At 56.6% G+C, this 24,794-nt stretch carries 22 protein-coding genes, 1 tRNA gene and 1 pseudogene; 15 read left to right on the plus strand and 9 right to left on the minus strand.

The window, feature by feature from the left end; genetic code table 11:
- Window positions 1-4: 4 nt before the first annotated feature.
- The 3 genes from pgk to thiE all read left to right on the plus strand — a co-directional run bounded on the left by pgk (window position 5) and on the right by thiE (window position 2,830).
- Window positions 5-1,204, plus strand: coding sequence for a phosphoglycerate kinase (gene pgk, locus QZ487_RS10165; RefSeq protein ID WP_296024851.1), 1,200 nt, complete (start codon window positions 5-7; stop codon window positions 1,202-1,204).
- 87 nt (window positions 1,205-1,291) lie between these two features.
- Window positions 1,292-2,182: a fructose bisphosphate aldolase gene (locus QZ487_RS10170; RefSeq protein WP_296024855.1), complete on the plus strand. Its 891-nt coding sequence runs from the start codon at window positions 1,292-1,294 to the stop codon at window positions 2,180-2,182.
- A 9-nt stretch (window positions 2,183-2,191) separates the two neighbouring features.
- A complete protein-coding gene (gene thiE, locus QZ487_RS10175) occupies window positions 2,192-2,830 on the plus strand; it encodes a thiamine phosphate synthase (RefSeq protein WP_296024858.1) in 639 nt (212 codons plus the stop codon).
- Here thiE and QZ487_RS10180 read toward each other — a convergent pair.
- A complete protein-coding gene (locus QZ487_RS10180) occupies window positions 2,827-3,174 on the minus strand; it encodes an elongation factor P (RefSeq protein WP_285975326.1) in 348 nt (115 codons plus the stop codon). The two genes, thiE and QZ487_RS10180, sit on opposite strands and share 4 nt — an antisense overlap.
- A gap of 126 nt (window positions 3,175-3,300) precedes the next feature.
- On the opposite strand from QZ487_RS10180, the gene efp reads away from it, so the two are divergent.
- From efp to QZ487_RS10195, 3 genes are all read left to right on the plus strand, one after another.
- Window positions 3,301-3,864, plus strand: coding sequence for an elongation factor P (gene efp / locus QZ487_RS10185; RefSeq protein ID WP_296024861.1), 564 nt, complete (start codon window positions 3,301-3,303; stop codon window positions 3,862-3,864).
- A 6-nt stretch (window positions 3,865-3,870) separates the two neighbouring features.
- Window positions 3,871-4,689 (plus strand): inositol monophosphatase family protein, encoded by an 819-nt coding sequence (locus QZ487_RS10190; RefSeq protein ID WP_296024864.1) that lies wholly within the window; start codon window positions 3,871-3,873, stop codon window positions 4,687-4,689.
- 81 nt (window positions 4,690-4,770) lie between these two features.
- Window positions 4,771-4,855 (plus strand) — tRNA-Leu (locus tag QZ487_RS10195).
- A gap of 13 nt (window positions 4,856-4,868) precedes the next feature.
- On the opposite strand, the gene QZ487_RS10200 is transcribed toward QZ487_RS10195, so the two are convergent.
- A complete protein-coding gene (locus QZ487_RS10200; protein WP_285975323.1) occupies window positions 4,869-5,918 on the minus strand; it encodes an alcohol dehydrogenase catalytic domain-containing protein in 1,050 nt (349 codons plus the stop codon).
- A gap of 118 nt (window positions 5,919-6,036) precedes the next feature.
- Between QZ487_RS10200 and QZ487_RS10205 the strand changes: the two genes are divergently transcribed.
- Entirely contained in the window at window positions 6,037-7,839 is a 1,803-nt protein-coding gene (locus tag QZ487_RS10205) for an SLC13 family permease (protein ID WP_285975322.1), read from the plus strand.
- Between the two features lie 144 nt (window positions 7,840-7,983).
- Here the strand turns inward: QZ487_RS10205 and QZ487_RS10210 are convergent, their stop codons facing one another.
- Both QZ487_RS10210 and QZ487_RS10215 read right to left on the minus strand, forming a co-directional pair.
- Window positions 7,984-8,151, minus strand: a complete 168-nt coding sequence (locus QZ487_RS10210) for a hypothetical protein (RefSeq protein ID WP_285975321.1) — start codon at window positions 8,149-8,151, stop codon at window positions 7,984-7,986.
- An 11-nt stretch (window positions 8,152-8,162) separates the two neighbouring features.
- Window positions 8,163-9,761 carry an isocitrate lyase gene (locus QZ487_RS10215; protein WP_285975320.1) on the minus strand — a complete coding sequence of 533 codons (1,599 nt, stop codon included), beginning with the start codon at window positions 9,759-9,761 and terminating at the stop codon, window positions 8,163-8,165.
- 149 nt (window positions 9,762-9,910) lie between these two features.
- Here QZ487_RS10215 and QZ487_RS10220 point away from each other — a divergent pair, with 149 nt between their 5' ends.
- The 3 genes and pseudogenes from QZ487_RS10220 (at window position 9,911) to QZ487_RS10230 (ending at window position 12,726) form a co-directional block, all read left to right on the plus strand.
- Window positions 9,911-11,302 (plus strand): short-chain fatty acyl-CoA regulator family protein, encoded by a 1,392-nt coding sequence (locus QZ487_RS10220; protein ID WP_285975319.1) that lies wholly within the window; start codon window positions 9,911-9,913, stop codon window positions 11,300-11,302.
- 231 nt (window positions 11,303-11,533) lie between these two features.
- Window positions 11,534-11,698: pseudogene (locus QZ487_RS10225) on the plus strand (sigma 54-interacting transcriptional regulator); the annotation flags it as partial.
- Window positions 11,699-11,763: 65 nt separating this feature from the next.
- Window positions 11,764-12,726, plus strand: a complete 963-nt coding sequence (locus tag QZ487_RS10230; protein ID WP_296024873.1) for a bile acid:sodium symporter family protein — start codon at window positions 11,764-11,766, stop codon at window positions 12,724-12,726.
- On the opposite strand, the gene QZ487_RS10235 is transcribed toward QZ487_RS10230, so the two are convergent.
- Both QZ487_RS10235 and panB read right to left on the minus strand, forming a co-directional pair.
- The gene (locus tag QZ487_RS10235) at window positions 12,701-13,783 is read right to left on the minus strand and encodes a DUF475 domain-containing protein (RefSeq protein ID WP_285975317.1); all 1,083 of its coding nucleotides are present in this window, start codon (window positions 13,781-13,783) and stop codon (window positions 12,701-12,703) included. The genes QZ487_RS10230 and QZ487_RS10235 overlap by 26 nt on opposite strands.
- 6 nt (window positions 13,784-13,789) lie before the next feature.
- A complete protein-coding gene (gene panB / locus QZ487_RS10240; RefSeq protein ID WP_285975316.1) occupies window positions 13,790-14,662 on the minus strand; it encodes a 3-methyl-2-oxobutanoate hydroxymethyltransferase in 873 nt (290 codons plus the stop codon).
- 131 nt (window positions 14,663-14,793) lie between these two features.
- On the opposite strand from panB, the gene QZ487_RS10245 reads away from it, so the two are divergent.
- From QZ487_RS10245 to QZ487_RS10265, 5 genes are all read left to right on the plus strand, one after another.
- Complete coding sequence (locus QZ487_RS10245) at window positions 14,794-16,194, plus strand: sodium-dependent transporter (protein WP_296024878.1); 1,401 nt, start codon at window positions 14,794-14,796, stop codon at window positions 16,192-16,194.
- Between the two features lie 112 nt (window positions 16,195-16,306).
- A complete protein-coding gene (locus QZ487_RS10250) occupies window positions 16,307-17,125 on the plus strand; it encodes a recA-like protein (RefSeq protein WP_296024881.1) in 819 nt (272 codons plus the stop codon).
- Window positions 17,076-18,611, plus strand: a complete 1,536-nt coding sequence (locus tag QZ487_RS10255) for a DUF6504 family protein (RefSeq protein WP_296024884.1) — start codon at window positions 17,076-17,078, stop codon at window positions 18,609-18,611. Before QZ487_RS10250 ends, QZ487_RS10255 begins: the two co-directional genes overlap by 50 nt.
- Window positions 18,612-18,685: 74 nt before the next feature.
- Window positions 18,686-19,018: a PilZ domain-containing protein gene (locus QZ487_RS10260; protein WP_296024885.1), complete on the plus strand. Its 333-nt coding sequence runs from the start codon at window positions 18,686-18,688 to the stop codon at window positions 19,016-19,018.
- Between the two features lie 95 nt (window positions 19,019-19,113).
- A complete protein-coding gene (locus QZ487_RS10265; RefSeq protein ID WP_296024888.1) occupies window positions 19,114-22,599 on the plus strand; it encodes an error-prone DNA polymerase in 3,486 nt (1,161 codons plus the stop codon).
- 3 nt (window positions 22,600-22,602) lie between these two features.
- On the opposite strand, the gene phoB is transcribed toward QZ487_RS10265, so the two are convergent.
- The 3 genes from phoB to pstB all read right to left on the minus strand — a co-directional run bounded on the left by phoB (window position 22,603) and on the right by pstB (window position 24,774).
- Complete coding sequence (gene phoB, locus QZ487_RS10270) at window positions 22,603-23,292, minus strand: phosphate regulon transcriptional regulator PhoB (protein ID WP_285975310.1); 690 nt, start codon at window positions 23,290-23,292, stop codon at window positions 22,603-22,605.
- A 67-nt stretch (window positions 23,293-23,359) separates the two neighbouring features.
- Window positions 23,360-24,028, minus strand: a complete 669-nt coding sequence (phoU, locus tag QZ487_RS10275) for a phosphate signaling complex protein PhoU (RefSeq protein ID WP_285975309.1) — start codon at window positions 24,026-24,028, stop codon at window positions 23,360-23,362.
- Window positions 24,028-24,774 (minus strand): phosphate ABC transporter ATP-binding protein PstB, encoded by a 747-nt coding sequence (gene pstB, locus QZ487_RS10280; RefSeq protein WP_285976990.1) that lies wholly within the window; start codon window positions 24,772-24,774, stop codon window positions 24,028-24,030. The genes phoU and pstB overlap by 1 nt, the downstream gene beginning before the upstream one ends.
- Window positions 24,775-24,794 lie beyond the last annotated feature (20 nt).

Raw genomic sequence — 24,794 nt, forward strand, 5'->3', positions numbered from 1 at the left:
TAAAATGGCATCCTTCAAGACCCTTGATGACCTTGGCGATGTGACCGGCAAGGTCGCTCTGGTTCGCGTCGATCTCAACCTTCCGATGAAGGATGGGTCAGCAACCGATGTCACTCGGGTCGAAGCTGCCAAGCCCACTATCCTTGAATTGAGCGACAAAGGCGCGAAAGTGCTCTTGCTTGCTCATTTCGGGCGGCCCGGCGGCAATCGCAGCTCGGTGCTGTCCACCAGCATGGTTGTGGGCGATGTTGAAGATGTGTTGGGCAAAGAGCTGATGTTCATTCCGGAGGTTGCAGGCCCTGTAGTCGAGCAATCGATCGGTATTCTGCGCAATGGGGATATCGGCCTGCTCGACAATGTCCGGTTTTGGTCAGGCGAAGAAGCCAATGATCAAGACTTTGCCAAGTCTATTGCGGCAAATGCCGATTTCTACGTCAATGATGCGTTTTCGGCTGCGCACCGTGCACATGCGACCACGGAAGGGTTGGCGCATCTGTTGCCAGCCTATGCCGGCCGCGCGATGGAAGCCGAGCTGAAAGCGCTTGATGCAGCTTTAGGAACGCCGGAGCAGCCGGTTGCGGCCGTTGTGGGTGGGGCCAAGGTTTCAAGCAAGCTCGCAGTTCTGGAAAACCTTGTCGGCAAGGTTCAGCACCTCATCATCGGTGGCGGGATGGCCAACACGTTTCTTGCCGCGCGCGGAGTCGATGTGGGCAAGAGCTTGTGCGAACATGACCTGACCGACACCGCCAATGCCATCATGGACAAGGCGGACCACGCGGGGTGCACCGTGCATCTTCCCTATGATGTGGTCGTGGCCAAGGATTTCGCGGCGAACCCACCCAGCCTGCGCACATGCAATGTTCACGAAGTGGCCGAGGACGAAATGATCCTCGATATCGGCGATCAAGCGGTTGAGGCTTTGGCCGATGTCTTGAAAACGTGCCGCACTCTCGTTTGGAACGGCCCTTTAGGTGCATTTGAGACTGAGCCTTTCGATGCGGCAACAGTGGCGCTTGCGCGAACGGCGGCGGCGCTGACGCAAGAGGGTTCGATCATATCGGTTGCGGGGGGCGGCGATACAGTCGCTGCGCTTGCGCATGCCGGGGTGAAGGATGATTTCACATTCGTCTCAACCGCAGGGGGCGCTTTTCTTGTATGGATGGAAGGCAAGGATCTTCCTGGCGTCGCCGCATTGTCTAAATAGCAGTTTGTCGGTGTTGCAGTGCAGCGCGCTGCTGGGTAAGGGCGCGTGCATACCTATGCATAAATGGCAACAAGCAGGAATACATCCATGAACCTCGATCAAATGACCGCCAAAATCGCCACGGGCAGCGGCTTTATTGCTGCGCTTGACCAGTCGGGAGGCTCCACCCCCAAAGCGTTGCGTGGTTATGGCGTCGAAGACAGCGAGTGGTCTGGCGATGATGAGATGTTCGCGGCGATCCATGCGATGCGTAGCCGTGTGATAACCTCGCCAAGCTTTGCAAATGGAAAGGTGATCGGCGCGATCCTGTTCGAAAAAACCATGGACGGATTAGTCGAAGGCGTGCCCACGCCGGATGCATTGAAGCAGCGCAGTATCGTGCCATTCATCAAGGTAGATCAGGGGCTGGAAGATGAGGCCCAAGGTGTCCAGATGATGAAGGACATGACGAAACTTGACGCGCTGCTCGAGAAGGCAGTTGCTGCTGGAATGTTTGGCACCAAGATGCGCTCGGTCATCAAGTCGGCAAACGCAGGCGGTATCGCCGCAAACGTCGCGCAACAGTTCGAATACGGCAACCGGATCGCGGACAAAGGCCTGATGCCGATGATCGAGCCGGAGTATGACATCAACGCAGATGACCGCGGCGAAGGTGAACAGATCTTGCTGGCTGAAATCATGAAAGCTCTCGATGCGCTTCCTGAAGGACGCAAAGTTATGCTGAAACTGTCGATTCCTGTTGAACCGAACCTATATGCACCCGCAATCGCGCACCCCAATGTGTTGCGCGTTGTGGCACTGTCAGGTGGTTATTCGACCGATGATGCATGCGCGCATCTGGCAAAGAATCCTGGCATGATCGCAAGTTTCAGCCGTGGGCTGCTGCAAGACCTTCGCAAAGGCCAGGGTGATGCAGAATTTGATGCGGCTCTGGGCAAAGCCATTGATCAGATTGCAGATGCGTCGTGTGCTGGCTAAAGCGCCTGCGTGACTGAACCTGGAACACAGCTCTATCTGATTTCGCCGCTTGATGTTTCAGGTGACTTTCCCGCGCGGCTTGAAAGAGCGCTGGATGCGGGCAAAGGCGTCGTCACTGCCTTTCAATTTCGAGTAAAAGATCTCGATCAGCATGATGCCGCGCGCCTTGCAGAGCCACTGCAAGCGATCTGCGCTGAGCGCGACGTGGCGTTCATCGTGAATGACAGTGTCGCGCTGGCCAAGCGTTTGAAGGCTGACGGCGTCCATCTTGGACAAGATGATGGCGACCCAAGGGATGCGCGTGAGGAATTGGGCCGCGAGGCGCAAATCGGCATTACCTGTCACGCATCGCGACATATGGCGATGGATGCCGGGGAAGCAGGCGCAGACTATGTTGCGTTTGGCGCGTTCTTCGAGAGTACCACGAAGGATAAGGGCGATGCTGAACGGCCCAGCATCGAAACACTCGAATGGTGGGCCACACTCTTTGAAATCCCATGCGTGGCAATTGGCGGGATTACGCCAGAGAACTGCGGGCCTCTGATAATGGCAGGGGCGGATTTTCTGGCTGTATCCGGTGCGGTCTGGAATAGCGATGAAGTTGCGGCAGTGAACGCCTTTACTGATGCAATCAGCGCGGCAAGCTAACCCACACGCACGCAAATCATCCGGCCGGTCGAGCCGTCTTCGTTGATCGAGCGCAGTTCATTCGGGCCGGTACGCCGAAGTTTTTGGCCATTTTTGGGCCCGGCTGTAAATGTCAGTTCGTCACCTTTGAGAATGTATGTACCGCGGCCTGCATCATTGCGATAGCGCGAGGCGCGCGCGATGCGAAAGCTCTCATCCTCTTGCGGAATCCAGGCTTCTCTCGAGGCGTCGCCGGGCAGGGCGCATTCATAGGGGCCATGAGGCATGGTGCGCAGCATTTGCGCCGCTGCCGGTGCTGAAGCCACCAATGCAGCGGTGCAAGCAATCAGAGTAGTCCGTTTCATGGATTATCGGATATCATGCGAGCGGCGAACTTGCCAGCATCCTTGCCCCGCATCGCTGGCTCGGCTAAGGGCGCGCAACACAACGCAGAGCAGTTCTCTGCAGGCTCCTTGAAAAGGTTGGTTCCCATGAAAATCAGCGGCGTCGATATCCGCCCAGGCAATATCATCGAGTACGAAAAAGGCATCTGGAAAGTTGCCAAGATCCAGCACACGCAGCCGGGCAAAGGCGGCGCCTATATGCAGGTCGAAATGAAGAACCTGCAGGATGGCCGCAAAACCAATGTCCGTTTTCGCAGCGCCGACACCGTGGAAAAGGTGCGTTTGGATACTCAAGAGTATCACTTCCTTTATGAAGATGGCGACATGCTCGTTTTCATGGATCAGGAAACCTATGAGCAGATCACTCTGCCTTCGGATTTGCTGGGCGATGCGCGACCGTTCTTGCAGGATGGTATGCAGGTGAAGCTCGAGCTGTGGGAAGAAAAGCCGATCAGTGTTGAGCTTCCAGCGCAGATCGAAGCTGAAATCGTCGAAGCCGACGCAGTAGTGAAGGGGCAAACTGCATCTTCCAGCTATAAACCGGCAGTCCTCGACAATGGTGTGCGCATCATGGTGCCCCCGCATATCGGCAGCGGCACACGCATCATCGTTGATGTGTATGAGCAAACCTACGTCGGGAAGGCGAGCTAACCCCCCATGTCGATGTTTTCAGGCCTCATCCGCGTAATGGAAAAAGCCGCCCGCAAGGCTGGCCATCGTTTGCGCCGCGACTTCGGCGAAGTGGAGCACTTGCAAGTGAGCCGCAAGGGCCCGGCGGATTTCGTATCCAAAGCGGACATGCGCGCTGAACGCACCATCTATGACGAATTGCTTCATGCACGCCCCGACTGGGGATTTGTGCTGGAGGAAGCTGGTGTCATCGAAGGCGACCCCATCAAGCCGCGCTGGATCATCGATCCGCTCGACGGGACAAGTAACTTCCTGCACGGCATTCCGCATTTTGCGATCTCGATCGCGGCGCAGGAGCCGAAGCTTGACGGTTCAGGCTGGGGCGACGTGACAGCGGCGGTTATCTATCATCCGATCAATGACGAGACCTATTGGGCGGAAAAGACGCGCGGCGCCTGGCTGCAGGATGCGCGTTTGCGCGTTTCGGCGAGATCGCGTCTGTCAGATTCGCTGATTGCCACCGGTATCCCGTTCCAAGGGGCGGGTGATCCCAATGAATGGATGAAAATCTACTCGGCATTCGGGCCCGAGGTTGCCGGAATCCGCCGTTTCGGTGCAGCGTCGCTCGATATGGCCTATGTTGCACAGGGCCGGTTTGACGGTTTCTGGGAAACTGGTCTTAGCGATTGGGACACAGCAGCAGGCTGTCTCCTGATCCGTGAGGCAGGCGGCTTTGTAACCGATTTTCGCGGGCGTTCGGAGCCTGTGCTTTCAAAGCAGGTGCTCGCTGCGAATGATGGTTTGCACTCGAAACTTCACAAGTTGTTGGTTGGCGCGCTCAAATAGCGCAGCGATAACCCAATCAGGACGAACTGAAGGGTTGAACATGCCAACGGGCGCGGCTATCTGCGCCCTTCCGAAAAGGAAGCCCCTGTGGTGGAATTGGTAGACGCGCTCGACTCAAAATCGAGTTCCTAACGGAGTGCCCGTTCGAGTCGGGCCAGGGGCACCACTTTCTTTTCGCGTCAGTCCACGTCAATTCGGATTTTGATCACCCCGTCATCACGGCTGTCGAATAGTGAGTAGGCTTCTGCGCCCTCGCTCAATCTGAAGTCGTGGCTGAAAAGCCCTTCGGCCTTCAAGCGGCCCTGCTGCAGCATCGGTACAAGATGCTGCCACATGTTGGGTACGTCGCAGATTCCGCCGCGCACCGTCACATGCTTGAACATGATAAGCGGCAGAGGCAGCGTATCGGATGGTTCTGGAATTCCAATAAAACTGACATTCCCGCGCGGGGCAACCAGCGGCAGTGTGCTGGCGATTGCTCCGCTAGCGCCAGAGGCCTCGAACACAGATTGTGCCCCGCGCCCACCGGTCAGCTCGCGGATTTGCGGAACCAGGTCCGCTCCAGGTGCGAAAGTGGCGGCACCCAATTTCTCCGCCATTTTGCGGCGGGATTCGACCGGGTCGATCGCGAACACCTGCGATGCGCCAAGTAAAAATGCCAGCTCCACGCCGATCAAACCGATCGGGCCCAAGCCGACAATTGCGACCGAGCCGCCTGGCTTTGGTTCCGCGCGCGTCAGGCCGAAATAGGCGGTGGCCATGCCGTCAGTCAGCAGCATTGCATGTTCGTCTGACAAGCCATCACGCGAATAGAGTGTCGCATCGGCATTGGGTACGCACACATATTCAGCCTGGCCGCCTTCCAAAGTCGGACCGATCCCGAAGGCGGTGGAATGGGCACAAGAACCGGCATTGCCGGTCCGGCATGACGGACATTGCCCGCAACCCGTGCCGCCCGCGGCCAGTACTTTGTCGCCCACCTTGTGTCCGTGAACTTCCGGGCCTGTTTCGACGACTTCACCGATAAACTCGTGCCCACAACAGAACTTCGGAGCATCGGATCCGTAGTCTTTGTCACCAATGTGTGCGCCGTGATACATGTGAAGATCACTTCCGCAGATTGAACAGCTCTCTACTTTCAGGATCACGCTGTTCGGGCTGCGCAACTCAGGGTCGGCATAAGTCTCGTAGCGGATGTCCCGCGCGCCGTTAAAAACCAATGCCTTCATCTATGTGTCTCCCAGTTTAAGCTCCTCCACCTTCAGCGCATTTCAGTATCAACACAACCCGGCGCAGCGTGATTTCGCTTGTATTTTCGTCGCAGGTGTATGATTCTTCGCGCCAGCAATGATCGCGCTGCCTTCCCTACATGCATTCGCCGCAATGGCGTTGACCGTCGCAATGTTTGTCGGCTTCGCGCGCGGCCGCATGTCGATTGAGATCATTTCACTGCTGACGATCGCTGTGATTGCAGTCGGTCTGTATTTTTTCCCGCTCGAAGGCACGAGCTCCACGGACGGGCTCGTACTCGCATTTGAAGGCTTCGGTCACTATGCGCTGATTACGATTTGCGCGCTTATGGTGATGGGGCGCGGATTGGTGGTTACAGGCGCGCTTGAACCGGCAGCGCGGGTTCTGGAGCGAATATTCAAAGCCAATTTGCAGCTGGGATTGCTGTTCTCGCTGTTCATTGCCTTCACGCTATCGATGGTTGTCAACAACACCCCTGTGCTGGTGCTGATGATTCCGATCTTTGTTGCATTGGCAGAACGTGGGGCCTTGCCCGCATCCAAAACGTTGATCCCGCTCAATGCGGCTTCGCTCTTGGGCGGGCTCGCCACTACAATTGGTACCTCCACTAACATACTTGTTGTTTCGATCGCGGTTGACTTGGGGATGCGCGAGATTGGGGTGTTTGACTTTACTCCGATTGTGCTGGGTGCGTCGCTGATTGCGTTGCCTTATCTTTGGTTGGTGATGCCCAGGCTCCTGGGTGACAATCGCGTCGCGGCGGCTCATGCCCCGCGCATGTTCCACACACGTTTGCGGATCGGTGGGGACAGTGAGCTGATCGGTCAGGAAGTGGCTGCAGTCCTGCCAAAGCTTCCCGAGGGTATTCGCTTTCACGACAAGATGACCGGGCCGATACAGCCTCAGCAGCGGCTACATATGTCCGGTTCGCACCAGGCGCTGGAAGATGCCGTACGCGTGTTGAAGGGCGAGCTCGCACCGACATGGGTGCTCGACCGGATCCGCCGCGAGTCCGGCAATCGCGAGAGGGATATTGTCGTAGTCGAGATGACAGTGACCGCGGATTCGCGTCTGATAAACCGTACCTTGCCAACCTCGGGCATCGCTGATCTCCACGGTGTGGCTGTGTTAGGTATTCACAGGCCGGACCGTTTGCTGGGCGAAAAAGCAAACTATAGCGAAGTTGGCGATCTGCGGATCAGTGAAGGCGACGTGCTGCTGGTGATGGGATTACCAGAGGATCTTCAGGATTTTGCCACCAGCGACAGCTTGTTGATGCTGGAAGGTGCACGCGAGTTGCCTCGCAAATCCAAGGCTGCGCTGGCTGCGACTATCATGGGCGTGTCGATCTTTACCGCTTCTGTCGGTATCTTTCCGATTGCGATCTCTGCATTGGCGGGCGCTATTCTTATGTTCCTGACCGGCTGCGTGAAGTTTGAACGTGTTGGGCGCGCTTTGTCTGCCCAGGTCATCGTGCTGATTGCGGCCAGTATCGCCATCGGGCGCGTAATATTGGAAAGCGGAGCTGCGGCGTGGCTAGGTGAGTTGTTGTCCTTAGGCTTGCAGTTTCTTCCGCCGGCCGGTGTTATTGCCGCAATCATGCTGTTCGTAACGGTGCTGACGAACTTCGCATCGAATGCGACGGCGGCCACTGTGGGTACGCCGATTGCTTTCAGCATCGCAAGCCTGTTGGGGGTTCCTGCTGAACCACTTGTGCTGGCTGTGCTGTTCGGCTGCAACCTGTGTTACGCCACGCCGATTGCCTATCAAACGAATATGCTGATTATGGGTGAGGGCAGCTATGTCTTTAAGGACTATATCCGCACTGGCGTTCCGCTTGTTTTGATTATGGTGACTAGCCTGTCCGCTATGCTGGCCTGGTCTTACGGAATGCTTTGAAGCATCCGGCGAAGATCCGGCACGTCGTCACTCTCGCGCAAATGGTTCGGCCGCCGAAGCAATGAAGCTCCGACGGCCGACTTCTCCTCCCCAGGAGAAAAGTTCTAGCTCGGCAGCGGGGGGAAGGGCCGCTTCGCTAATCCTTTAGGTGTAATTGCCAAGGCGATGGTGCAGTGCGTTGATCTTAGCTAATTCTTCCCGATCCTCTGTTGATTTGGCATGGCTTTCCAGCGCGCGCCGCAGCAATCGGAAGTCGGCAGTCGAAAGCAGCGCGCGTGCGCGGCCAGGTTCCTTTGAGTTGGTGTTGCTCATCTTCGCTCTCCTTAGGCTGCTTCAAACTGGTTCATCGTGTTGTCTTTGCCGCCAGCCTTCAAAGCCGCTTCGCCGGCAAAATATTCCTTGTGATCATCGCCGATGTCAGAGCCGGCCATGTTCTGGTGCTTAACGCAGGCGATCCCTTGGCGGATCTCCTCACGCTGAACATTGAGAACGTAGCCGAGCATCCCGTCTTCGCCGAAGTAACGCTTTGCAAGGTTATCGGTGCTCAGCGCAGCCGTGTGGTAAGTCGGCAGCGTGATCAGGTGATGGAAAATGCCAGCCTGAGCAGCGGCGTCGCGCTGGAAAGTGCGGATGCGCTCGTCCGCTTCCGCTGCCAGTTCAGTGCCGTCGTAATCAATGCTCATCAGCCTATCGCGCTCGAACCCGCTGACATCTTTTCCTTCAGCTCCCCAAGCATCGTAAACCTGCTGGCGGAAATTGAGCGTCCAGTTGAAGCTAGGCGAGTTGTTGTAAACCAGTTTCGCATTCGGGACGACTTCGCGGATGCGATCAACCATCCCGCCAATCTGGCCGATGTGTGGCTTCTCGGTCTCGATCCAGAGCAGGTCTGCGCCATGCTGAAGCGATGTGATACAGTCGAGCACGCAGCGATCCTCACCTGTTCCGGCGCGGAACTGGTAGAGGTTTGACGGCAAACGCTTTGGACGAAGTAGCTTGCCTTCACGACTCAGGAATACATCGCCATTATTGATGTCTGTAGGCGCAATTTCTTCGCAATCGAGGAAGCTGTTGTACTGGTCACCCAGATCGCCTTCCTCCTTGGTGTACGCGATAGATTTTGTCAGGCCGGCACCGAGCGAGTCCGTGCGGGCAACGATGACTCCATCCTCAACGCCCAGCTCGAGGAATGCATGCCTGATCGCGCGGATCTTCTGCAGGAATTCCTCATGCGGAACGGTAACCTTGCCGTCCTGGTGGCCGCACTGCTTTTCGTCGGAGACCTGATTTTCGATCTGCAGTGCACACGCACCTGCCTCGATCATCTTCTTCGCAAGCAGGTAAGTTGCTTCCGCATTGCCGAATCCAGCATCAATGTCTGCGATGATTGGCACAACATGCGTTTCATAATTATCGATCCTGTGCAGCAAGCGATGCGTTGCAACAGCGTCGCCAGCTTCCTTGGCCACGTCAAGCTCGCGGAACATTCCGCCCAGTTCGCGTGCATCGGCTTGCTTCAAGAATGTGTAGAGCTCTTCAATCAGGGCAGGAACGCTGGTTTTCTCGTGCATTGACTGATCGGGCAGTGGACCAAACTCGCTTCGCAGCGCAGCAACCATCCAGCCGGACAGGTAGAGGTAACGTCGCTTGGTGCTTCCGAAATGCTTCTTGATGCTGATCATCTTTTGTTGGGCGATAAAACCGTGCCAACATCCGAGCGACTGGGTGTAGTTTGCCGGGTCTGCATCATAGGCTTCCATGTCTTCGCGCATGATCTTCGCGGTGTAGCGCGCGATATCAAGACCGGTAGTGAAGCGGTTCTGGATACGCATGCGAGCTGTGCTCTCCGCGTCAATCGCATCCCAAGATGGGCCATTCTTTTCGATGGTGTTGCGAAGTTCTGCTATTGTGTTTGAGTACGTCATCTGAATCTCCTGCGGAGGCGGGGAGGTGCCTCTTGAATGCTGGTTTGCGGCAAAAACGCGCGAGAGAACAGGAAATGTTACAAAAATTCGTGTCTTATTGAGCGTATTTTTGGCTTTTCTTTTGTCATGATGTAAATATATTCACAGAAATGAGCGACAATACACTTTTGGCTGGCCCTGCATTGAGGCGGCTACGCAAGCGCGAAGGCATGACTCAATCCGCGATGGCCGCAACGCTGGGTATCAGTCCAAGCTATCTCAACCTGATCGAGCGCAATCAGCGTCCCTTGTCCGCAAGAGTTCTGATCCAAGTCATTGACCGCTTCGACTTTGATCCGCGCACGCTTAGAGAAGACGAGAGCATTGGCGGAATCGATGGGCTTGCCCGCAGATTGGCCGATGAGCGTTTCGCTGATCTGAATATCGACCGGGAAGAAGTAAGCGAGCTACTCAACTCAGCACCTCAGGCCGCTGCGGCATTAGCACGTCTTTATGACAGGTCCGGGCAGGACGTTGGCGGCGTGAATGATAGCCTGGTAGAATCGCGGCGCGAGATTGAGCGTTGGCGCAACCACTTCGCCGATATCGATGAAGTGGCAGAGAAGCTTGCTGATGAGCTACGGCTATCCAATAGCGATCTTGGCGCAGCGTTGACTGAGAGACTGCGCGAGAAGCACCAGTTGAGCGTTCGCATACTCCCATTGGAGGTGATGCCCAACGCGGTGCGTCGCCTGGACCTGCACGCACGGCAACTCCAGCTATCCGAAATGCTCGACCGTTCCTCGCGCAATTTCCAGATTGCTGCACAACTGGTCACACTTGAGCAGCGAGAGGCCATCTCAAGCCTTGTGGCGGGTCCTCAATTCGATGACGCGGCTGCGCGGCAATTGTTTGAACGGCACGTAACGGCATACTTCGCGGCCGCCTTGCTGATGCCCTATGGGCGATTCCTGCGGGCCTGCGAGCAGACAGGCTATGACTTCACGGTACTACAACGTCGGTTTGGCGTGAGCTTTGAGCAACTAGCGCATCGTCTCACAACATTGCAGCGCGTCGGACAGCGCGGATTGCCGTTCTTCATGGCGCGGATCGATCGGGCCGGGCAGTTTTCAAAACGGTTCTCAGGTGCAAGCGGCGCTACCTTGTTGGAAAGTGATGTATCTTGCCCGTTGTGGATCGTGCATACTGCATTTGAACGTCGGGGCGATCTTTGCGTGCAGTCTGTGTTTGTCGAGGGCGTTGATGCTGGCCCCACCCATTGGATAACCATCGCGCGGACTGTCGACGCGATTGGCGCAGGTGATCAGGCTAGATTTGTCATCGTTCTGGGTGTGGAAGCGCGCTTCGCAGCCCAGTTGTCAGCCGCCAAGGGGCTGTCTCTCGATCCTGAATCTGCAGAAGCAATCGGTCTGGGGTGCGCAAGATGTTATCGGGAGGGTTGCAGGCAGCGTTCGCTTCCACCAAGCGGGGCACCGCTCCAGGTTGATCGGCTTGCCCGAGGAGTGACACCATTCGAGTTTCAAGGCTTGGATCGACGTTAACGATTATCACTGCTTAACCACTGGAGTGCCGCGATATCTGCAATTTAGGGCGCTAGTGTAAAGTTTACCGACATTTCACTTCTGCTCATTAAGAGTAGTCCAAGGTTCGGTCTCTCGACCAGTTTGAATTAAGCATTCGGGACGTTCCCAGGGATCACCGGCGTCGTCGCCCGTGTGCTTGCGGCTGCTTGGGTCTATCAATACGGAGAAGCCCAGCGATGAGATCGTGGCGCAGCTATCCCTGAAAATCTGTTGGAAAGTTAGTTATTCGGTCACGAGAAGGGCGCATTCGCGGAAGCCGTGAAGACGACTGAAGGCAAGATCGAGAACTCAGCCGGGGGCACGCCTTTCCTCGATGAGGTTAGCGATATCGCGCTGCCATTGCAGGTAAAGCTCTCTGATCGGGGGAGGTTTTAAACCGCGCCCTCGACAGAATCGGGTTGGCAGGCCACTGGCGAAGCATGCTTGCTTCGCTTGCCCGTGTTTTTGACCCGATGGTCCGCTTGCTGATCCTTGCCTTGGTCCTGGCAATCCTTGTTCCTGTACCAGAATCTCGCCAGGAATTGGGACAATGGATTGCCAACGCGGCGATCTTTGTCCTGTTCTTTCTCAATGGCTTGCGCCTGCCACGCGACCAGGTTGTGCGGGGCGCCGCTGACTGGCGATTCCACGGTGCCTTGGCGCTATGGGTATTTGGTGCGATGCTGTTTGGCGGTTGGGCGATCTGGCAGCTGGGCGGAGGGCTGTTTCCAGCCCTGTTGGCAGTAGGTTTTCTCTACCTTGGTGCACTGCCCTCAACGATTCAATCGGCCACAGTTTACACCTCAATGGCAGGCGGAAATGTTGCGCATGCCGTTGTCGCAGCCGCGCTGCTCAATATTCTCGGCGTATTCCTAAGCGCGCCATTGTTCGCATTGCTTGCGGGCAGTGAGGTGGTTGCATTTCACAGCGAAGCGCTGGTCAAGATCGCAACGGTCTTGCTGCTACCGTTTGCTTTGGGTCAGCTCCTTCAGCCCCGCTTTGGCGAAATTGTTACCCAGAACCCAGCGCTGACTAAATGGACTGATAGAGTTCCGATCGCCATCGCGGTCTATGTCGCGATGAGCGGTGCGGTGAGCGAAGGGATATGGAACAGAATAGACGGCACAGCGTGGCTGTTTGCGCTCTCCGCTGTGTGTATCTATCTCGTTTATGCCATTGTCGGTTCCTGGAGCGCGGGTGGCTTGCTCACCAAGACACGCGAAGACCGTATCGCGTTCCTGTTTGCCGGAACCCAGAAAAGCCTGGCTATGGGCGCGCCGCTGGCAACGCTGATGTTCGACCCGGCAATAGCTGGCGTGGTTTTGATTCCGCTGATCGCATATCACTTCATACAGCTAGTGATAGCGGCACCTATTGCTAACCGTCTAGCGGCGCAGAGTTGAGGTCGATCTTCTCACTGCCTTCGCGACGATTGTGTCGTACGGACCACCAGAAACTCAATCCGATCAGGGTTGCGCCGAGCAGACCAGTGATTGTTTCTGGAATATGGAATTTGGCCGAGAACAACATAATGCCGCCGAGCACGATGATTGCCCAGAATGCCCCGTGTTCAAGATAGCGATACTGGTTGAGCGTACCGGTCTGGACCAGATGGATCGTAATCGAACGCACAAATATCGCGCCAACAGACAGGCCCAACGCGATGATCACCATATTGTTCGAAAGCGCAAATGCACCGATTACGCCGTCAAAGCTGAAGCTGGCATCCAGCACTTCAAGATAAAGAAAACCGCCTAGGCCGGACTTGACCACAATGCCTGCTGCGCGCTTCTTCGCTTCTGCTTCTTCCAGCAGAGAAGAGATTGCCTGCACGCCGATGAAAGTGACAAGGCCAAGGATGCCTGCGGTGAGGAATGTGATCGTGTCCTCCGGCGAGAGCAGCGTCGACACGCCGTAGAGCACGCTCAACACCAGTCCGATCTCAATCGCGGGAGCACTGGAGAATCGATTGATACTGCGTTCAAGCATTGCGATCCAATGCACTTCCTTGTCTTCTTCAAAGAAGAATGTCAGGCCCACCATCGCAAGGAACGCGCCGCCAAAGCCGGCAATGCCGACGTGAGCGTCAGAGACAATACGCTGGTATTCGTCCGGGTTATTGAGGGAGAGATTGATCGCCTCGACCGGACCGACTTGCGCCGCGATGGCGACAATTGCGATCGGAAAAATGATCCGCATGCCGAACACGGCGATCAGGATCCCCCAAGTTAGAAAACGTCGCTGCCAAACCGGATCCATATTGCGCAGCACTGTGGCGTTCACGACCGCATTGTCGAAGCTCAACGAGACTTCGAGGATGGAAAGTACGAGAACAATCCAGAGGATGCCCAACGTCGCGGTTACGTTTCCCGTGCTCGCCCAGCCGTACCAAACCGCAAGTGCAAGGCTGGCGGCTGAAAATGCCAGCGAGAAGCTGTAATATCGAAGCAAGGTCTGCATCAGTTCTTAGCTTTTCGGATGATAGGTCTGGTCCGCAGTCGGGAATTTACGTGCGCGTACTTCCTCTGCGTACTGCGCAACCGTCCTGTCGATCATTCCTGCAATGTCATCATACTTCTTCACAAAGCGAGGCACGCGTTCGAACATGCCCAGCATGTCCTCGGTTACCAGCACTTGGCCATCACATTGTGCAGACGCGCCAATGCCAATGACCGGGATTTCGAGTGATTTGGTGAGTGCGATTGCAATCGGCTCCAAAACCCCCTCGGCTACGACAGAAAACGCACCGGCATCCTGAACGGCTTTACCGTCCCCCAGGATCTTGTCATGTTCCTGTTGTGAACGTCCGCGGGCCGCATAGCCGCCCAAGACGTTCACGGCCTGAGGCGTCAGCCCGACGTGAGCCATCACGGGAATGCCACGGTTGGTCAGAAATGAAATCGTCTCCGCCATCGCTTGACCACCCTCCAGCTTTACAGCAGCGCAGCCTGTTTCCGCCATGATGCGGCTTGCAGTCTCGAATGCTTGCTCTTTTGAACCTTCGTAGGATCCAAATGGCATATCGACGATGACAACGCCGTGGTAACTGCCGCGCACGACGGCGGCGCCGTGTGCGATCATCATATCGACCGTTACTGGCAAGGTGGAATCAAGCCCGTAAATCACCTGCCCCAGTGAATCCCCCACAAGCAGAATGTCGCAATACGTGTCGAGCAGTTGGGCTTGCCGCGCCGTGTAAGCGGTCAGCATGACCAGCGGCTCTTTAGTCTGGCCGTCTTTCTTGTGATCGCGAATCTTTGGAACAGTCAGCCGCTTGCGTGGCTTTGGTGTGGGCGTTGCCCTGCTCGTGCTCGTATCGAGTTGAAAAGTCGTAGACATGTCGCCGCTTTAGCGGTGCTGTGGGGATAAGGCAAAGCTAAGCCACTTGGCGCGGGCGTAATTTTCTTGCAGAAGGCATTCCACAAGAGAGCACGTCGGGGAACGTGCGCTAGAGGGAAAATCCTTAAACTATGGCAGCAACAGGCAAGACCCACGAGAATTGGTCATCGCGTAGCGCATTCATTCTGGCAGCAGTTGGCTCGGCCGTGGGCCTTGGTAATATGTGGCGCTTCCCGGCAGAAGCCGGAGAGAATGGCGGCGGGGCCTTTGTTCTGTTCTACATTTTCTGCGTGCTTTTGATCGGCTTGCCGGTTTTGTTGTCGGAAGTTATGATTGGTCGACACGGCCAGGCAAATGCGCCGGAAAGTGTGCGCCGCGTCGCGCGCGATTCCAATGCACATGAAGGCTGGAGTATTCTTGCTTCCCTGGGCGTTCTCGGCGCTTTCCTGATCCTCAGCTTCTACTGCGTCGTGGGCGGCTGGGTTGTCTATTACATCGGCGTTTTTGTTGGTGATCTATTCCAGACCGGCCTTGCTGGCGGTGCATTTGAAGGTCGCGCAGCGAGTGATGTTGAAGGTCTGCTGCCGGGATTATTCGGCAATGGTGGGCTGATGGTAGGGCTCAATCTCGGCTTCCTTGCCGTGACAATGTTTTTTGTAGCACGCGGGATTTCGAGCGGGATCGAGTGGGTTGCTGTCTACCTGATGCCCATCTTTTTCGCGCTCTTCCTCGGCATCACGGTCTATGGTGCTTTTACTGGCAACTTCGGCGAAGCGGTCGCCTATCTGTTCACGTTTGACTTCTCCAAGTTGACTGGTGAAGTCATGCTCGCTGCCGTCGGGCAGGCGTTCTTCTCGCTCTCTCTCGGTGTGGCAGGTATGATAACTTACGGATCCTATGCTAATCGCGACACCAACTTGGGCGAAACGTCCGGTATTATTGCTGGCGCCGACACCGCCGTTGCGATGCTTGCGGGTCTGGCAATCTTTCCGATCGTTTTTGCTGCTGGACTTTCAGCGAGCGCCGGGCCCGGTTTGATGTTCCAGTCTCTGCCGATTGCGTTCCAGGCCATGCCGTTCGGTTCGCTGATTGGTCTCGCGTTTTTCATCATGGTCTTTTTTGCGGCGCTCACCAGTTCCGTTGGCTTGCTCGAAGCACCCACGGCTTATGTGTTCGAGAAGTTCAACATCACGCGCCCGATTGCGACACTGATCGTAGGTTTGGGCGCCGCGGTGCTTGGCGTGTTTGCTTCGCTTTCGTTCAACGAAATGGCTGAGTTCTATCCGCTTAACTTCATCCCATTATTCGCTGAGACCAATTTCTTCGATACGCTTGATGGTGTAACCGCGAAACTGTTCATGCCGATTGGTGCGATCCTGACTTGTATCTTTGTTGGCTGGATCGCTGATGCCAAGCTGATCGATGATGAGAATGGTCTGGACGGGGTTCTGCACCAGACTTGGCGCGCGCTGGTCAGGTTTGTGTGCCCGATTGCATTGACGGTTATTTTGCTGGCGGGCCTGTTTGCCTGATTTGACCGCAAGATTGAGATTAGGGCCGGGGGAGCGATCCTCCGGCCTTTTTCGTGGGTGAAGCATTGCCAGTCATTGCCAAATGGAAGGTGATGGAACATAATAAGAACAAATGAGTCGTTCTGCTGTGTCCCATACTGCCTATCCTGCTGCAAAAATTCTTGCTGCGAATGCATGTACCGACAGTGCATCAGCGCTAATCCGTACGCGTCTACCTCGCTGGAGGCCGGGCCTCCCCGCACCTCAGCATAGCGAAGTGTTTGCGCGCGGGGATGAGGCTGCAGGGGCAGGGCTGGCGCTGTCGCTAGCGCGTGACGCGATGCAAGTCGCGGCAAGGGGAAACGCGCCAGCGCAAGAGGATCGGCGGCAGGTTCTGTGGGTGCAGGATACATCTGCTGTGCGGCTGGGCGGGCGCCCTTATGTGCATGGACTGCCAGAGGAACTGCGCCACCGGGTGATCCATGTTGAAGCCAAGTCCCCCGAAGATGCGCTGTTCGCGCTGGAAGAGGGGTTGCGCTGCCGTGACTTGGCTTTCGTTCTGGGAGAGATTGCAGGCAATCCGCGCGGGCTTAATTTTACTGCGTCACGGCGATTAAGCCTGGCCGCTGAAAAACACGGCGTTCCGCTCTGGCTGGTGCGGCTTGATGCATCACCAGACCTGTCTTCTGCGCGGATGCGTTGGAAGGTTGTGTCCGCTCCATCTGCACTGCCGCGCTGGAACCGCGCTGCACCTGGCTGGTCGAGCTGGCAGGCAGAGCTGTTTCGCGCGCGTGCGCACCCACCTGGAGAATGGAGTATGAGCGATGACGGCAGTGGTCTCATCGCCGCTCGATCGCAAAAGCTATCACCCGGAGACGCGTCAGTCGCAACCGCGGCGGATCATGTCGATCTGGTTCGCACAGCTGGCGGTCGATCGCTGGCGGCTCTCTAACGGCATTAAACGCGGGGAGGGTGCGGACGCCGCTCCTACTGTCCTGATCCGCGAGAGCGCGCATGGGCCGCGGATTGCTGCAATCAATGAAGCAGCGCGCTTGGCCGGGGCGCGTGTTGGAACAATGCTGGCCGATGCCCGCACTTTGTGTCCTGAGATACAGACAGCTCCAGCAGATCCGGCAGGTGATCTTGCTTTCCTGGAGAAGCTCGCGCTGTGGGCGCGGCGCTGGGGGCCATGGAGTGCGCTAGATGCACCGGACGGATTGATCGTTGATGTCACAGCCGTGGCACATCTGTTCGGAGGGGAGCAGCGCTTGATAGCTGACGCACAGGCGGCGTTTGTAGCGCGCGATATCTCCGCAAGGCTCGCGATTGCGTCCACAGCAGGTGCAGCATGGGCATTGGCGCATTATGGGCCGATTGAGGCGATCCTCGGTCCTCAGGATGATGCGGTGATGCGACTGGGGCAATTGCCGGTCGCAGCCTTAAGGCTGGATCCCGATATACTGACAGTGCTGCGCCGTCTGGGGCTCAAACGCTTGGAGGATCTGAACGGGGTAGGGCGCGATGCGCTCCAGCGGCGGTTCCGCAATCGCAAATCTCCGGCTTCCAATCCGCTGGTGCGAATGGATCAGCTGCTGGGGCGGGTGCCAGAGCCGCTGCTGCCGGTCATTCCGCAGAATGTACCGCTGGTCGAGCGCCGCTTGATGGAACCGATTCGCCATCGCGACCTGCTAGATCAGGTGATGCGCGATCTGGCGGATGACATGGCGCGCGAACTGGAAGGCAAGGGCGAAGGCGCGCGGCGTCTGGAGCTCGGATTGTGGCGAGTGGATGGCGAGGTTGTGATCCGCGCGCTAGAGCTGTCTGCATCTACCCGTGACCCCGTACATATATGCCGGTTGTTTGCTGCCAAACTGGACGATGTTGATGCCGGCTTCGGGATCGAATTTCTGCGTCTACGCGCAAGTTGGGCTGAACCATTAGCGCTCGATCAGCGAGATATTGAAAGCGCAGTAGAAAAGCAGGGCACTTCGCTTAATGCTTGTGTTGACCGGCTAACGGTGCGGCTCGGCAAGCAGGCTGTGCAACGCCCTGTGCCGCATGCGAGCCATATGCCCGAGCGTGCGCAGCGCTGGCGGGCTCCGTTAGAACCGCAGCCAGTGATTCAAGGCGAACTCGCCTTCCATCAGCGGCCGCTGAAGCTGCTCGACCGGCCCGAAAGGATTTCGGTGCTTTATGCGTCGCCAGACGGTCACCCACGCTCGTTTCGTTGGCGCGGGAGCGTGCGCGAAGTCACACGTGTGGAGGGGCCTGAACGGATTGCGCCCGAATGGTGGCGTGAAAGGTCCACCGCACGACTGCGTGACTATTACCGGATCGAAGATGGAGAAGGGCGGAGATACTGGATCTACCGCCATGGAATCAGCGGTGATGGGCGGGGCGATTTGCCGCTTTGGTACTTACACGGACTATATGGCTAATGACCAACTAACTAAAATCACATGGAATTTGATAAGTAGCCGTTTCTTTACTCTTTTCCGGCATAAATGTGGCCATGGAAGGTACTGAATCAATTCGTACATCGGTGCGCAAGCCGTTGGATCTGCTCGTGCAAGGGTGGATGCGTTCGCGTTCGGTCTATGTCGAAGTGATCGACGTGTCCGAGGGTGGCTGCAAGATCAAAGGCCGTCATGGCTTTGCCGAAGCGGGAGAGGCCGTCGTTCTCAAAATCGATGGTGTAAGCACGCCGCTGGGCAAGATTGTCTGGGTGGAAGATGAGTATGCCGGGCTGAAGTTCGAGGGCAAGATGCATCCGGCGATTGTGGATTTCCTCTACAATGTACGCTTGAAGAGCAAGGAATCTAAGAGCACGGGCAACGCCGCCTGATCCTTTGCTCGTCTTTTGCCCCACTCTGCTTGAAAAGTTGATCTAGAACATTTAGTGAACATAAGTTTGATCCAGAAGGTCAATCTATGTGAACTATGCCCGATACACCGCTGACACCTGCCAAGCGCCGGATCCACATTGATCCCGATGCCATTGTGCTGCCTGCGCGCGCAGCATTTGTAGAGCTGGGCCTGGTTAGCTGCTTCAGTTTCTTGCGCGGTGCATCCGATGCCATGGATTTGGTGAGTACGGCATACGCCCTTGGTTATGACGCCATTGGCATTGCAGATGTGAATTCCTTTGCAGGCGTTGTGCGTATTCACAGCGAGGCGACAACGTTGAAAATGCGGCCGGTTATCGGCACTCGGATAGAGACGGTCGAGGGCCTTGCATTTCTTGCATACCCTAGAAATCGGGCTGCTTACGGCCGATTATGCAAGCTGATCAGCGCAGGTCGAATGCAGACGCTAAGCGGGGAATGGCAGGACAAGGGAGTGTGCGAAATTTCGCTCGCCATGCTCGCCGAACATGCCGAAGATGTGCAGCTGATCCTGATTCCGCCGGATGATTTGAGCGCACGCTTCACCATTCCTGCCTGGGCCAACAATGTAATCGCGCTCGATATCAATAGTGAGCTTTCCGATAGCGTGTCAGGCAGTTTTGCGGAACTTCTCCCGCATTTAACGGCGGGGATTCCGACACTGCACCATATCGCAGCGAGTTATCTCTATCGCGGCGATGATGTGGCACGGATCGAGCGGCTTGATACGCTGGCCAAAGCGAACAGCCTCAGCCTGCTCGCCACTAACAACGTGCACTATGCAAGCGCTGACAAACGGCCCTTGCAAGATGTGATGACCGCGATCCGGCACAAGACCAAGGTTGCCGAAGCGGGACATCTGCTTGCAGCGAATGCAGAACGGCACCTGAAAAGCCCACAAGAGATACAGAGGCTGTTTGAACGCTGGCCACACGCGTTCTCAGCGGCGCGCGATGTGGCTGATGCATGCGAATTCAACCTTGAAGAGCTGCGCTATGAATATCCCGAAGATATCTATCCCGATGGAATGACCCCTCAGCAATATCTCGAAAGCGAGACATGGGCGGGAGCGGCTCGGCGTTATCCTGCCAGTGAATATTCGGGGGGCATTCCGGATAGTGTGCGGCAAACATTAAAGCGCGAGTTGGAGTTGATCGGTAAGCTCGATCTTGCGCGCTATTTCCTCACTATCAAGGATATCGTCGATTTCGCGCGTAGCGTTGATCCGCCGATCCTGTGTCAGGGCAGGGGCTCTGCTGCGAACAGCGCGGTCTGCTATTGTCTGGAAATCACCAGTGTCGACCCGGCGAAACATCAGCTGCTGTTTGATCGCTTCATCTCTGAGGAACGCAAAGAACCGCCTGATATCGATGTCGATTTCGAGCATGAGCGGCGTGAGGAAGTGATCCAGTATCTCTATAGGAAATACGGTCGCCATCGCGCCGGTCTGGCGGCGACAGTGATCCATTACCGTCCGCGCATGGCGATCCGCGAAGTCGGTAAGGTGATGGGGCTTTCAGAGGATGTCACTAGCACGCTGGCGCGCACCGTCTGGGGCAGTTACGGCAGCGAGATTGCGGAAAGGCATGTGCGTGAAACCGGCATGGATGTACGCGATCCGCATTTGAAGCGGGTTATCAAGCTGGCGGAACAGATGATCGGTATGCCGCGTCATCTCAGCCAGCATGTCGGCGGCTTCATCCTGACGGAAGAAGCGCTGACCGAAACCGTGCCGATCGGTAATGGCGCCATGCCTGATCGCAGTTTCATCGAATGGGACAAGGATGACATCGAAGCGCTTGGCATTCTCAAGGTCGATGTGCTGGCTTTGGGGATGCTGACCTGCATCAAGAAGTGCTTTGATTTGCTAGAGGTGCATCATGACCGAACGCTGACACTGGCCACTGTTCCGCGTGAAGACCCGGAAACTTACACGATGCTGAGGCGCGGGGATTCGCTCGGCGTGTTTCAGGTCGAAAGTCGCGCGCAAATGAATATGCTTCCCCGCCTGCGCCCGCGGGAGTTCTATGACCTTGTGATTCAGGTCGCCATTGTCCGCCCCGGTCCGATCCAGGGTGATATGGTGCATCCGTATCTGAAGCGCCGCAGGGGGGCGGAACCGGTACAAATTCCTGCTCCAGCGCCAGAGCATGGCCCACCGGATGAACTTTCCAGCATTCTTGCCCGCACGCTGGGTGTGCCGATCTTTCAGGAGCAAGCGATGAAAATCGCGCTTGATGCAGCGAAGTTCTCCAGCGCGGAGGCCAATCGGTTGAGGAAAGCAATGGCGACTTTCCGGTCGCGCGGCATGGTGCACGAGCTGGAGGATATGATGGTCGGGCGAATGGTTGCGCGCGGCTATGACCCGGATTTTGCCGAGCGCTGCTTCAACCAGATCAAGGGCTTTGGCGAATATGGTTTCCCCGAAAGCCATGCGGCCAGTTTTGCGCATCTGGTCTATGTCTCTAGCTGGCTCAAATGCCATTTTCCCGCTGCTTTCGCTTGCGCTCTGCTCAACTCGCAGCCGATGGGATTTTACGCTCCGGCGCAGATCGTGCGCGATGCGCGCGAGCATGGGGTGGAGGTGCTGCTGGCGGATGTGAACCATTCCATGTGGGACAATACGCTTGAAAGTGATGCCATTTCCCGGCGCGAGCGAAAAGACATCGCCATGCGTATGGGCCTAAGGCAGGTCGATGGCCTGCCGGAGCATATTGCCGCGAAGATCGTTGCAGTACGTGCAGAAGGCGGCGCGTTCAAGGATGTGGCCGAGCTGCGCGAACGGGCAGGGCTTTCGCCTGCGCATATCGAACGGCTTGCGAGCGCGGATTGCTTTACCTCGCTAGGGCTATCGCGAAGACAGGCGCTGTGGGATGCACGCAGCCTGATTGCTGCGCCTGACTTGCCGCTGTTCCAGGCTGCAGCGGAGCGAGATGAAGGGGCGGAGAGAGCCCGTACTCAGCTGCCTCAAATGCCGCTGAGCGAGGAAGTGGTGGCGGATTACCAGACCACCCGCCTCAGCTTGAAGGCACACCCGCTGTCATTCCTGCGTGCATCGCTAGCGGAGCGTGGCTTCGTCCGCGCCGGCGAGCTTCGGACACGTGAGTTCCGTTCCATGGTCCAGATCGCGGGCCTTGTGCTGATCCGCCAGCGCCCGGGCTCTGCCAAAGGCGTGTGCTTCATTACACTCGAAGATGAAACCGGTGTAGCCAACCTTGTAATCTGGCCTGACGTCATGGAGAAACAGCGCCGTGTCATCATGGGCGCGCGGCTGATGGAAGTGCGCGGGCGGGTCGAATATGACGATGAGGTTATTCATGTCATCGCACATCATATGACTGATGCGACCGATAGCCTGTACGGTCTGGCGGATGACTTGCTGACGTCACCTGTGGCACGCGCAGATCATGTAAGCAGTCCGCTCAATACCCGAAAATCGCTCGCCGTTAAACCGCGTGACCTGCATGGTGAGCGACCGGCCCCTGTCAGGGGGCACCCGCGTAACTTGCGCATCCTGCCCAAGTCACGCGATTTTCACTGAAAGTTAAACCGCCTCCATAGCGTAGCCAGCTGACCGGACGGTGCGTATCGGATCTTCGAAGCCGTCAACTTCGATAGCCTTGCGAAGGCGGCGAATATGCACATCGACAGTGCGCAGTTCGATATCGCTTTCGGTTCCCCAGACACCGTCCAGCAATTGCCCGCGGCTGAATACACGGCCGGGGCTTTCCATGAAGAATTTAAGCAAGCGATACTCGGTCGGGCCAAGCTTCAGGTAACGCCCGCGACGCTGAACCTTATGTCCCACTGAATCCAGCGTAATATCGCCTACCGATATTGATTCACCGGCCAGTGCGGGGCGGATACGGCGCATGACTGCCACAACGCGGGCGAACAATTCACGCGGGCTGAATGGCTTTGTCAAATAGTCATCCGCACCAGTTTCCAAACCGCGTACACGATCATCCTCTGCTTCGCGGGCGGTGAGCATAATGATGGGTACGTGAGCTGTTTTTTTGTCGCGGCGCAAACGTCGGCAAACTTCAATCCCGCTCGTACCTTCAATCATCCAATCGAGAATGATCAAATCGGGAAGATCTTCAGCCGCCAGCATTAGGGCTTCGTCACCGTCGGCTGTGCAGCGGACGTGATACCCTTCATTCGAGAAGCGATACTCGAGCAACTCCGACAGAGCCGGATCGTCCTCAACAAGAAGCAATTTGGCCGCGGACATTCTCGTTAGGCTCCTTCAACCGAAAGCGACGACAACCGCACTATTGCACTTTTACGACAGTTTGATGTCAGTCATCGTGGTCTGGGGGATAAACCCCGGTTGCCGCGAAATGCACCATCTCTGCAACATTGGTAGCATGGTCACCAATTCGCTCGATGTTGCGCGCCACGAACAACAGCTGCGCCGCGCTGGAAATCGTGGCGGGATTTTCCATCATGTGACTCACAAGATTGCGGAAAATGCTGTCAAAGAACGCATCAACCTTGTTGTCCGCTTCGATCACTTCCAGCGCAAGGTCTGGGTCACGCGCGGCATAGGCGGTCAGTACGTCATGCACCATCTCACCCGCCAATTCACCCATGGCGGGAAGCAAGGTCAGCGGCTCGAACCGCTTGCGATCTTCGATCTGGCCGATCCGGCGTGCAATGTTTTTCGAATAGTCGCCGATCCGCTCGACCACGCCGGCGATCTTGAGTGCTGCGATAACTTCGCGCAGATCGTCCGCCATTGGTGCGCGCAAGGCGATAATCCGCACCGCCAGCTTGTCGACTTCGGACTCGAGCGCGTCGATCTTCTTGTCGCCTGCGATAACCTTCTCAGCCAGCGTCTCGTCACCGCGTGCCATGGCCTCCAGCGCATCTTGCAAGGCAGTCTCTGCCAGGCCGCCCATTTCTGCGATCAGACCACGCAAACGCGTGATGTCTTCATCGAATGCTTTGACTGTGTGTTCAGCCATTATCCGTACCGTCCTGTGATGTAATCCTTGGTTCGTTCTTCGATGGGGTTCGTGAATATGTCCTTTGTCTGACCATATTCCACGATCTTGCCAAGGTGAAAGAATGCCGTTCGCTGCGAAACACGTGCGGCTTGTTGCATAGAGTGGGTGACGATCACGATCGCATAGCGATCAGTAAGTTCCGCGATAAGTTCTTCGATCTTTGCCGTCGCAATCGGGTCCAGCGCAGAGCATGGCTCATCCATCAGAATGACTTCCGGATCGACCGCGATTGCACGCGCAATACAAAGCCGCTGCTGCTGACCACCGGATAACGCGGTGCCGCTGTCCAGCAAGCGATCCTTCACCTCTTCCCAAAGACCGGCGCGGGTAAGCGAGCGCTCGACGACCTCGTCCAGTTCCTCTCTGCTTTCCGCCAGACCGTGAATCTTCGGGCCGTAAGCGATGTTGTCATAGATCGACTTGGGAAATGGGTTTGGTTTCTGGAAAACCATGCCAACGCGGGCGCGCAGCTGAACCACATCCATTCCAGACCGGTAAATGTCTTCTCCGTCCAGTTCGATCGTCCCTTCAACGCGAGCTGTCGGGATTGTATCGTTCATACGGTTGAGAACGCGCAGAAAGGTCGACTTGCCGCAACCAGACGGCCCGATGAAGGCGGTTACGTGGCCGGTCGGCACGTCGATCGAGACGTTATCGATCGCTTGCTTCTCACTGTAGAAGACCGAAACGTCTTTCGCGCTCATCTTGGCGTCGAGCTGCTCTA

Origin of the sequence: uncultured Altererythrobacter sp. (assembly GCF_913057185.1) — a bacterium.
Taxonomy (GTDB): domain Bacteria; phylum Pseudomonadota; class Alphaproteobacteria; order Sphingomonadales; family Sphingomonadaceae; genus Erythrobacter; species Erythrobacter rubellus.

Coding starts and splice junctions, on each gene's coding strand:
- QZ487_RS10250 (WP_296024881.1), top strand. CDS start 16,307: ATGAGTCGTTCTGCTGTGTCCCATACTGCCTATCCTGCTGCAAAAATT.
- QZ487_RS10230 (WP_296024873.1), top strand. CDS start 11,764: ATGCTTGCTTCGCTTGCCCGTGTTTTTGACCCGATGGTCCGCTTGCTG.
- panB (WP_285975316.1), bottom strand. CDS start 14,662: ATGTCTACGACTTTTCAACTCGATACGAGCACGAGCAGGGCAACGCCC.
- QZ487_RS10265 (WP_296024888.1), top strand. CDS start 19,114: ATGCCCGATACACCGCTGACACCTGCCAAGCGCCGGATCCACATTGAT.
- QZ487_RS10200 (WP_285975323.1), bottom strand. CDS start 5,918: ATGAAGGCATTGGTTTTTAACGGCGCGCGGGACATCCGCTACGAGACT.
- phoU (WP_285975309.1), bottom strand. CDS start 24,028: ATGGCTGAACACACAGTCAAAGCATTCGATGAAGACATCACGCGTTTG.
- QZ487_RS10235 (WP_285975317.1), bottom strand. CDS start 13,783: ATGCAGACCTTGCTTCGATATTACAGCTTCTCGCTGGCATTTTCAGCC.
- QZ487_RS10255 (WP_296024884.1), top strand. CDS start 17,076: ATGTCGATCTGGTTCGCACAGCTGGCGGTCGATCGCTGGCGGCTCTCT.
- QZ487_RS10260 (WP_296024885.1), top strand. CDS start 18,686: ATGGAAGGTACTGAATCAATTCGTACATCGGTGCGCAAGCCGTTGGAT.
- efp (WP_296024861.1), top strand. CDS start 3,301: ATGAAAATCAGCGGCGTCGATATCCGCCCAGGCAATATCATCGAGTAC.
- pstB (WP_285976990.1), bottom strand. CDS start 24,774: ATGAGCGCGAAAGACGTTTCGGTCTTCTACAGTGAGAAGCAAGCGATC.
- QZ487_RS10245 (WP_296024878.1), top strand. CDS start 14,794: ATGGCAGCAACAGGCAAGACCCACGAGAATTGGTCATCGCGTAGCGCA.
- pgk (WP_296024851.1), top strand. CDS start 5: ATGGCATCCTTCAAGACCCTTGATGACCTTGGCGATGTGACCGGCAAG.
- QZ487_RS10170 (WP_296024855.1), top strand. CDS start 1,292: ATGAACCTCGATCAAATGACCGCCAAAATCGCCACGGGCAGCGGCTTT.
- QZ487_RS10190 (WP_296024864.1), top strand. CDS start 3,871: ATGTCGATGTTTTCAGGCCTCATCCGCGTAATGGAAAAAGCCGCCCGC.
- QZ487_RS10220 (WP_285975319.1), top strand. CDS start 9,911: ATGAGCGACAATACACTTTTGGCTGGCCCTGCATTGAGGCGGCTACGC.
- QZ487_RS10180 (WP_285975326.1), bottom strand. CDS start 3,174: ATGAAACGGACTACTCTGATTGCTTGCACCGCTGCATTGGTGGCTTCA.
- phoB (WP_285975310.1), bottom strand. CDS start 23,292: ATGTCCGCGGCCAAATTGCTTCTTGTTGAGGACGATCCGGCTCTGTCG.
- QZ487_RS10205 (WP_285975322.1), top strand. CDS start 6,037: ATGATCGCGCTGCCTTCCCTACATGCATTCGCCGCAATGGCGTTGACC.
- QZ487_RS10210 (WP_285975321.1), bottom strand. CDS start 8,151: ATGAGCAACACCAACTCAAAGGAACCTGGCCGCGCACGCGCGCTGCTT.
- QZ487_RS10215 (WP_285975320.1), bottom strand. CDS start 9,761: ATGACGTACTCAAACACAATAGCAGAACTTCGCAACACCATCGAAAAG.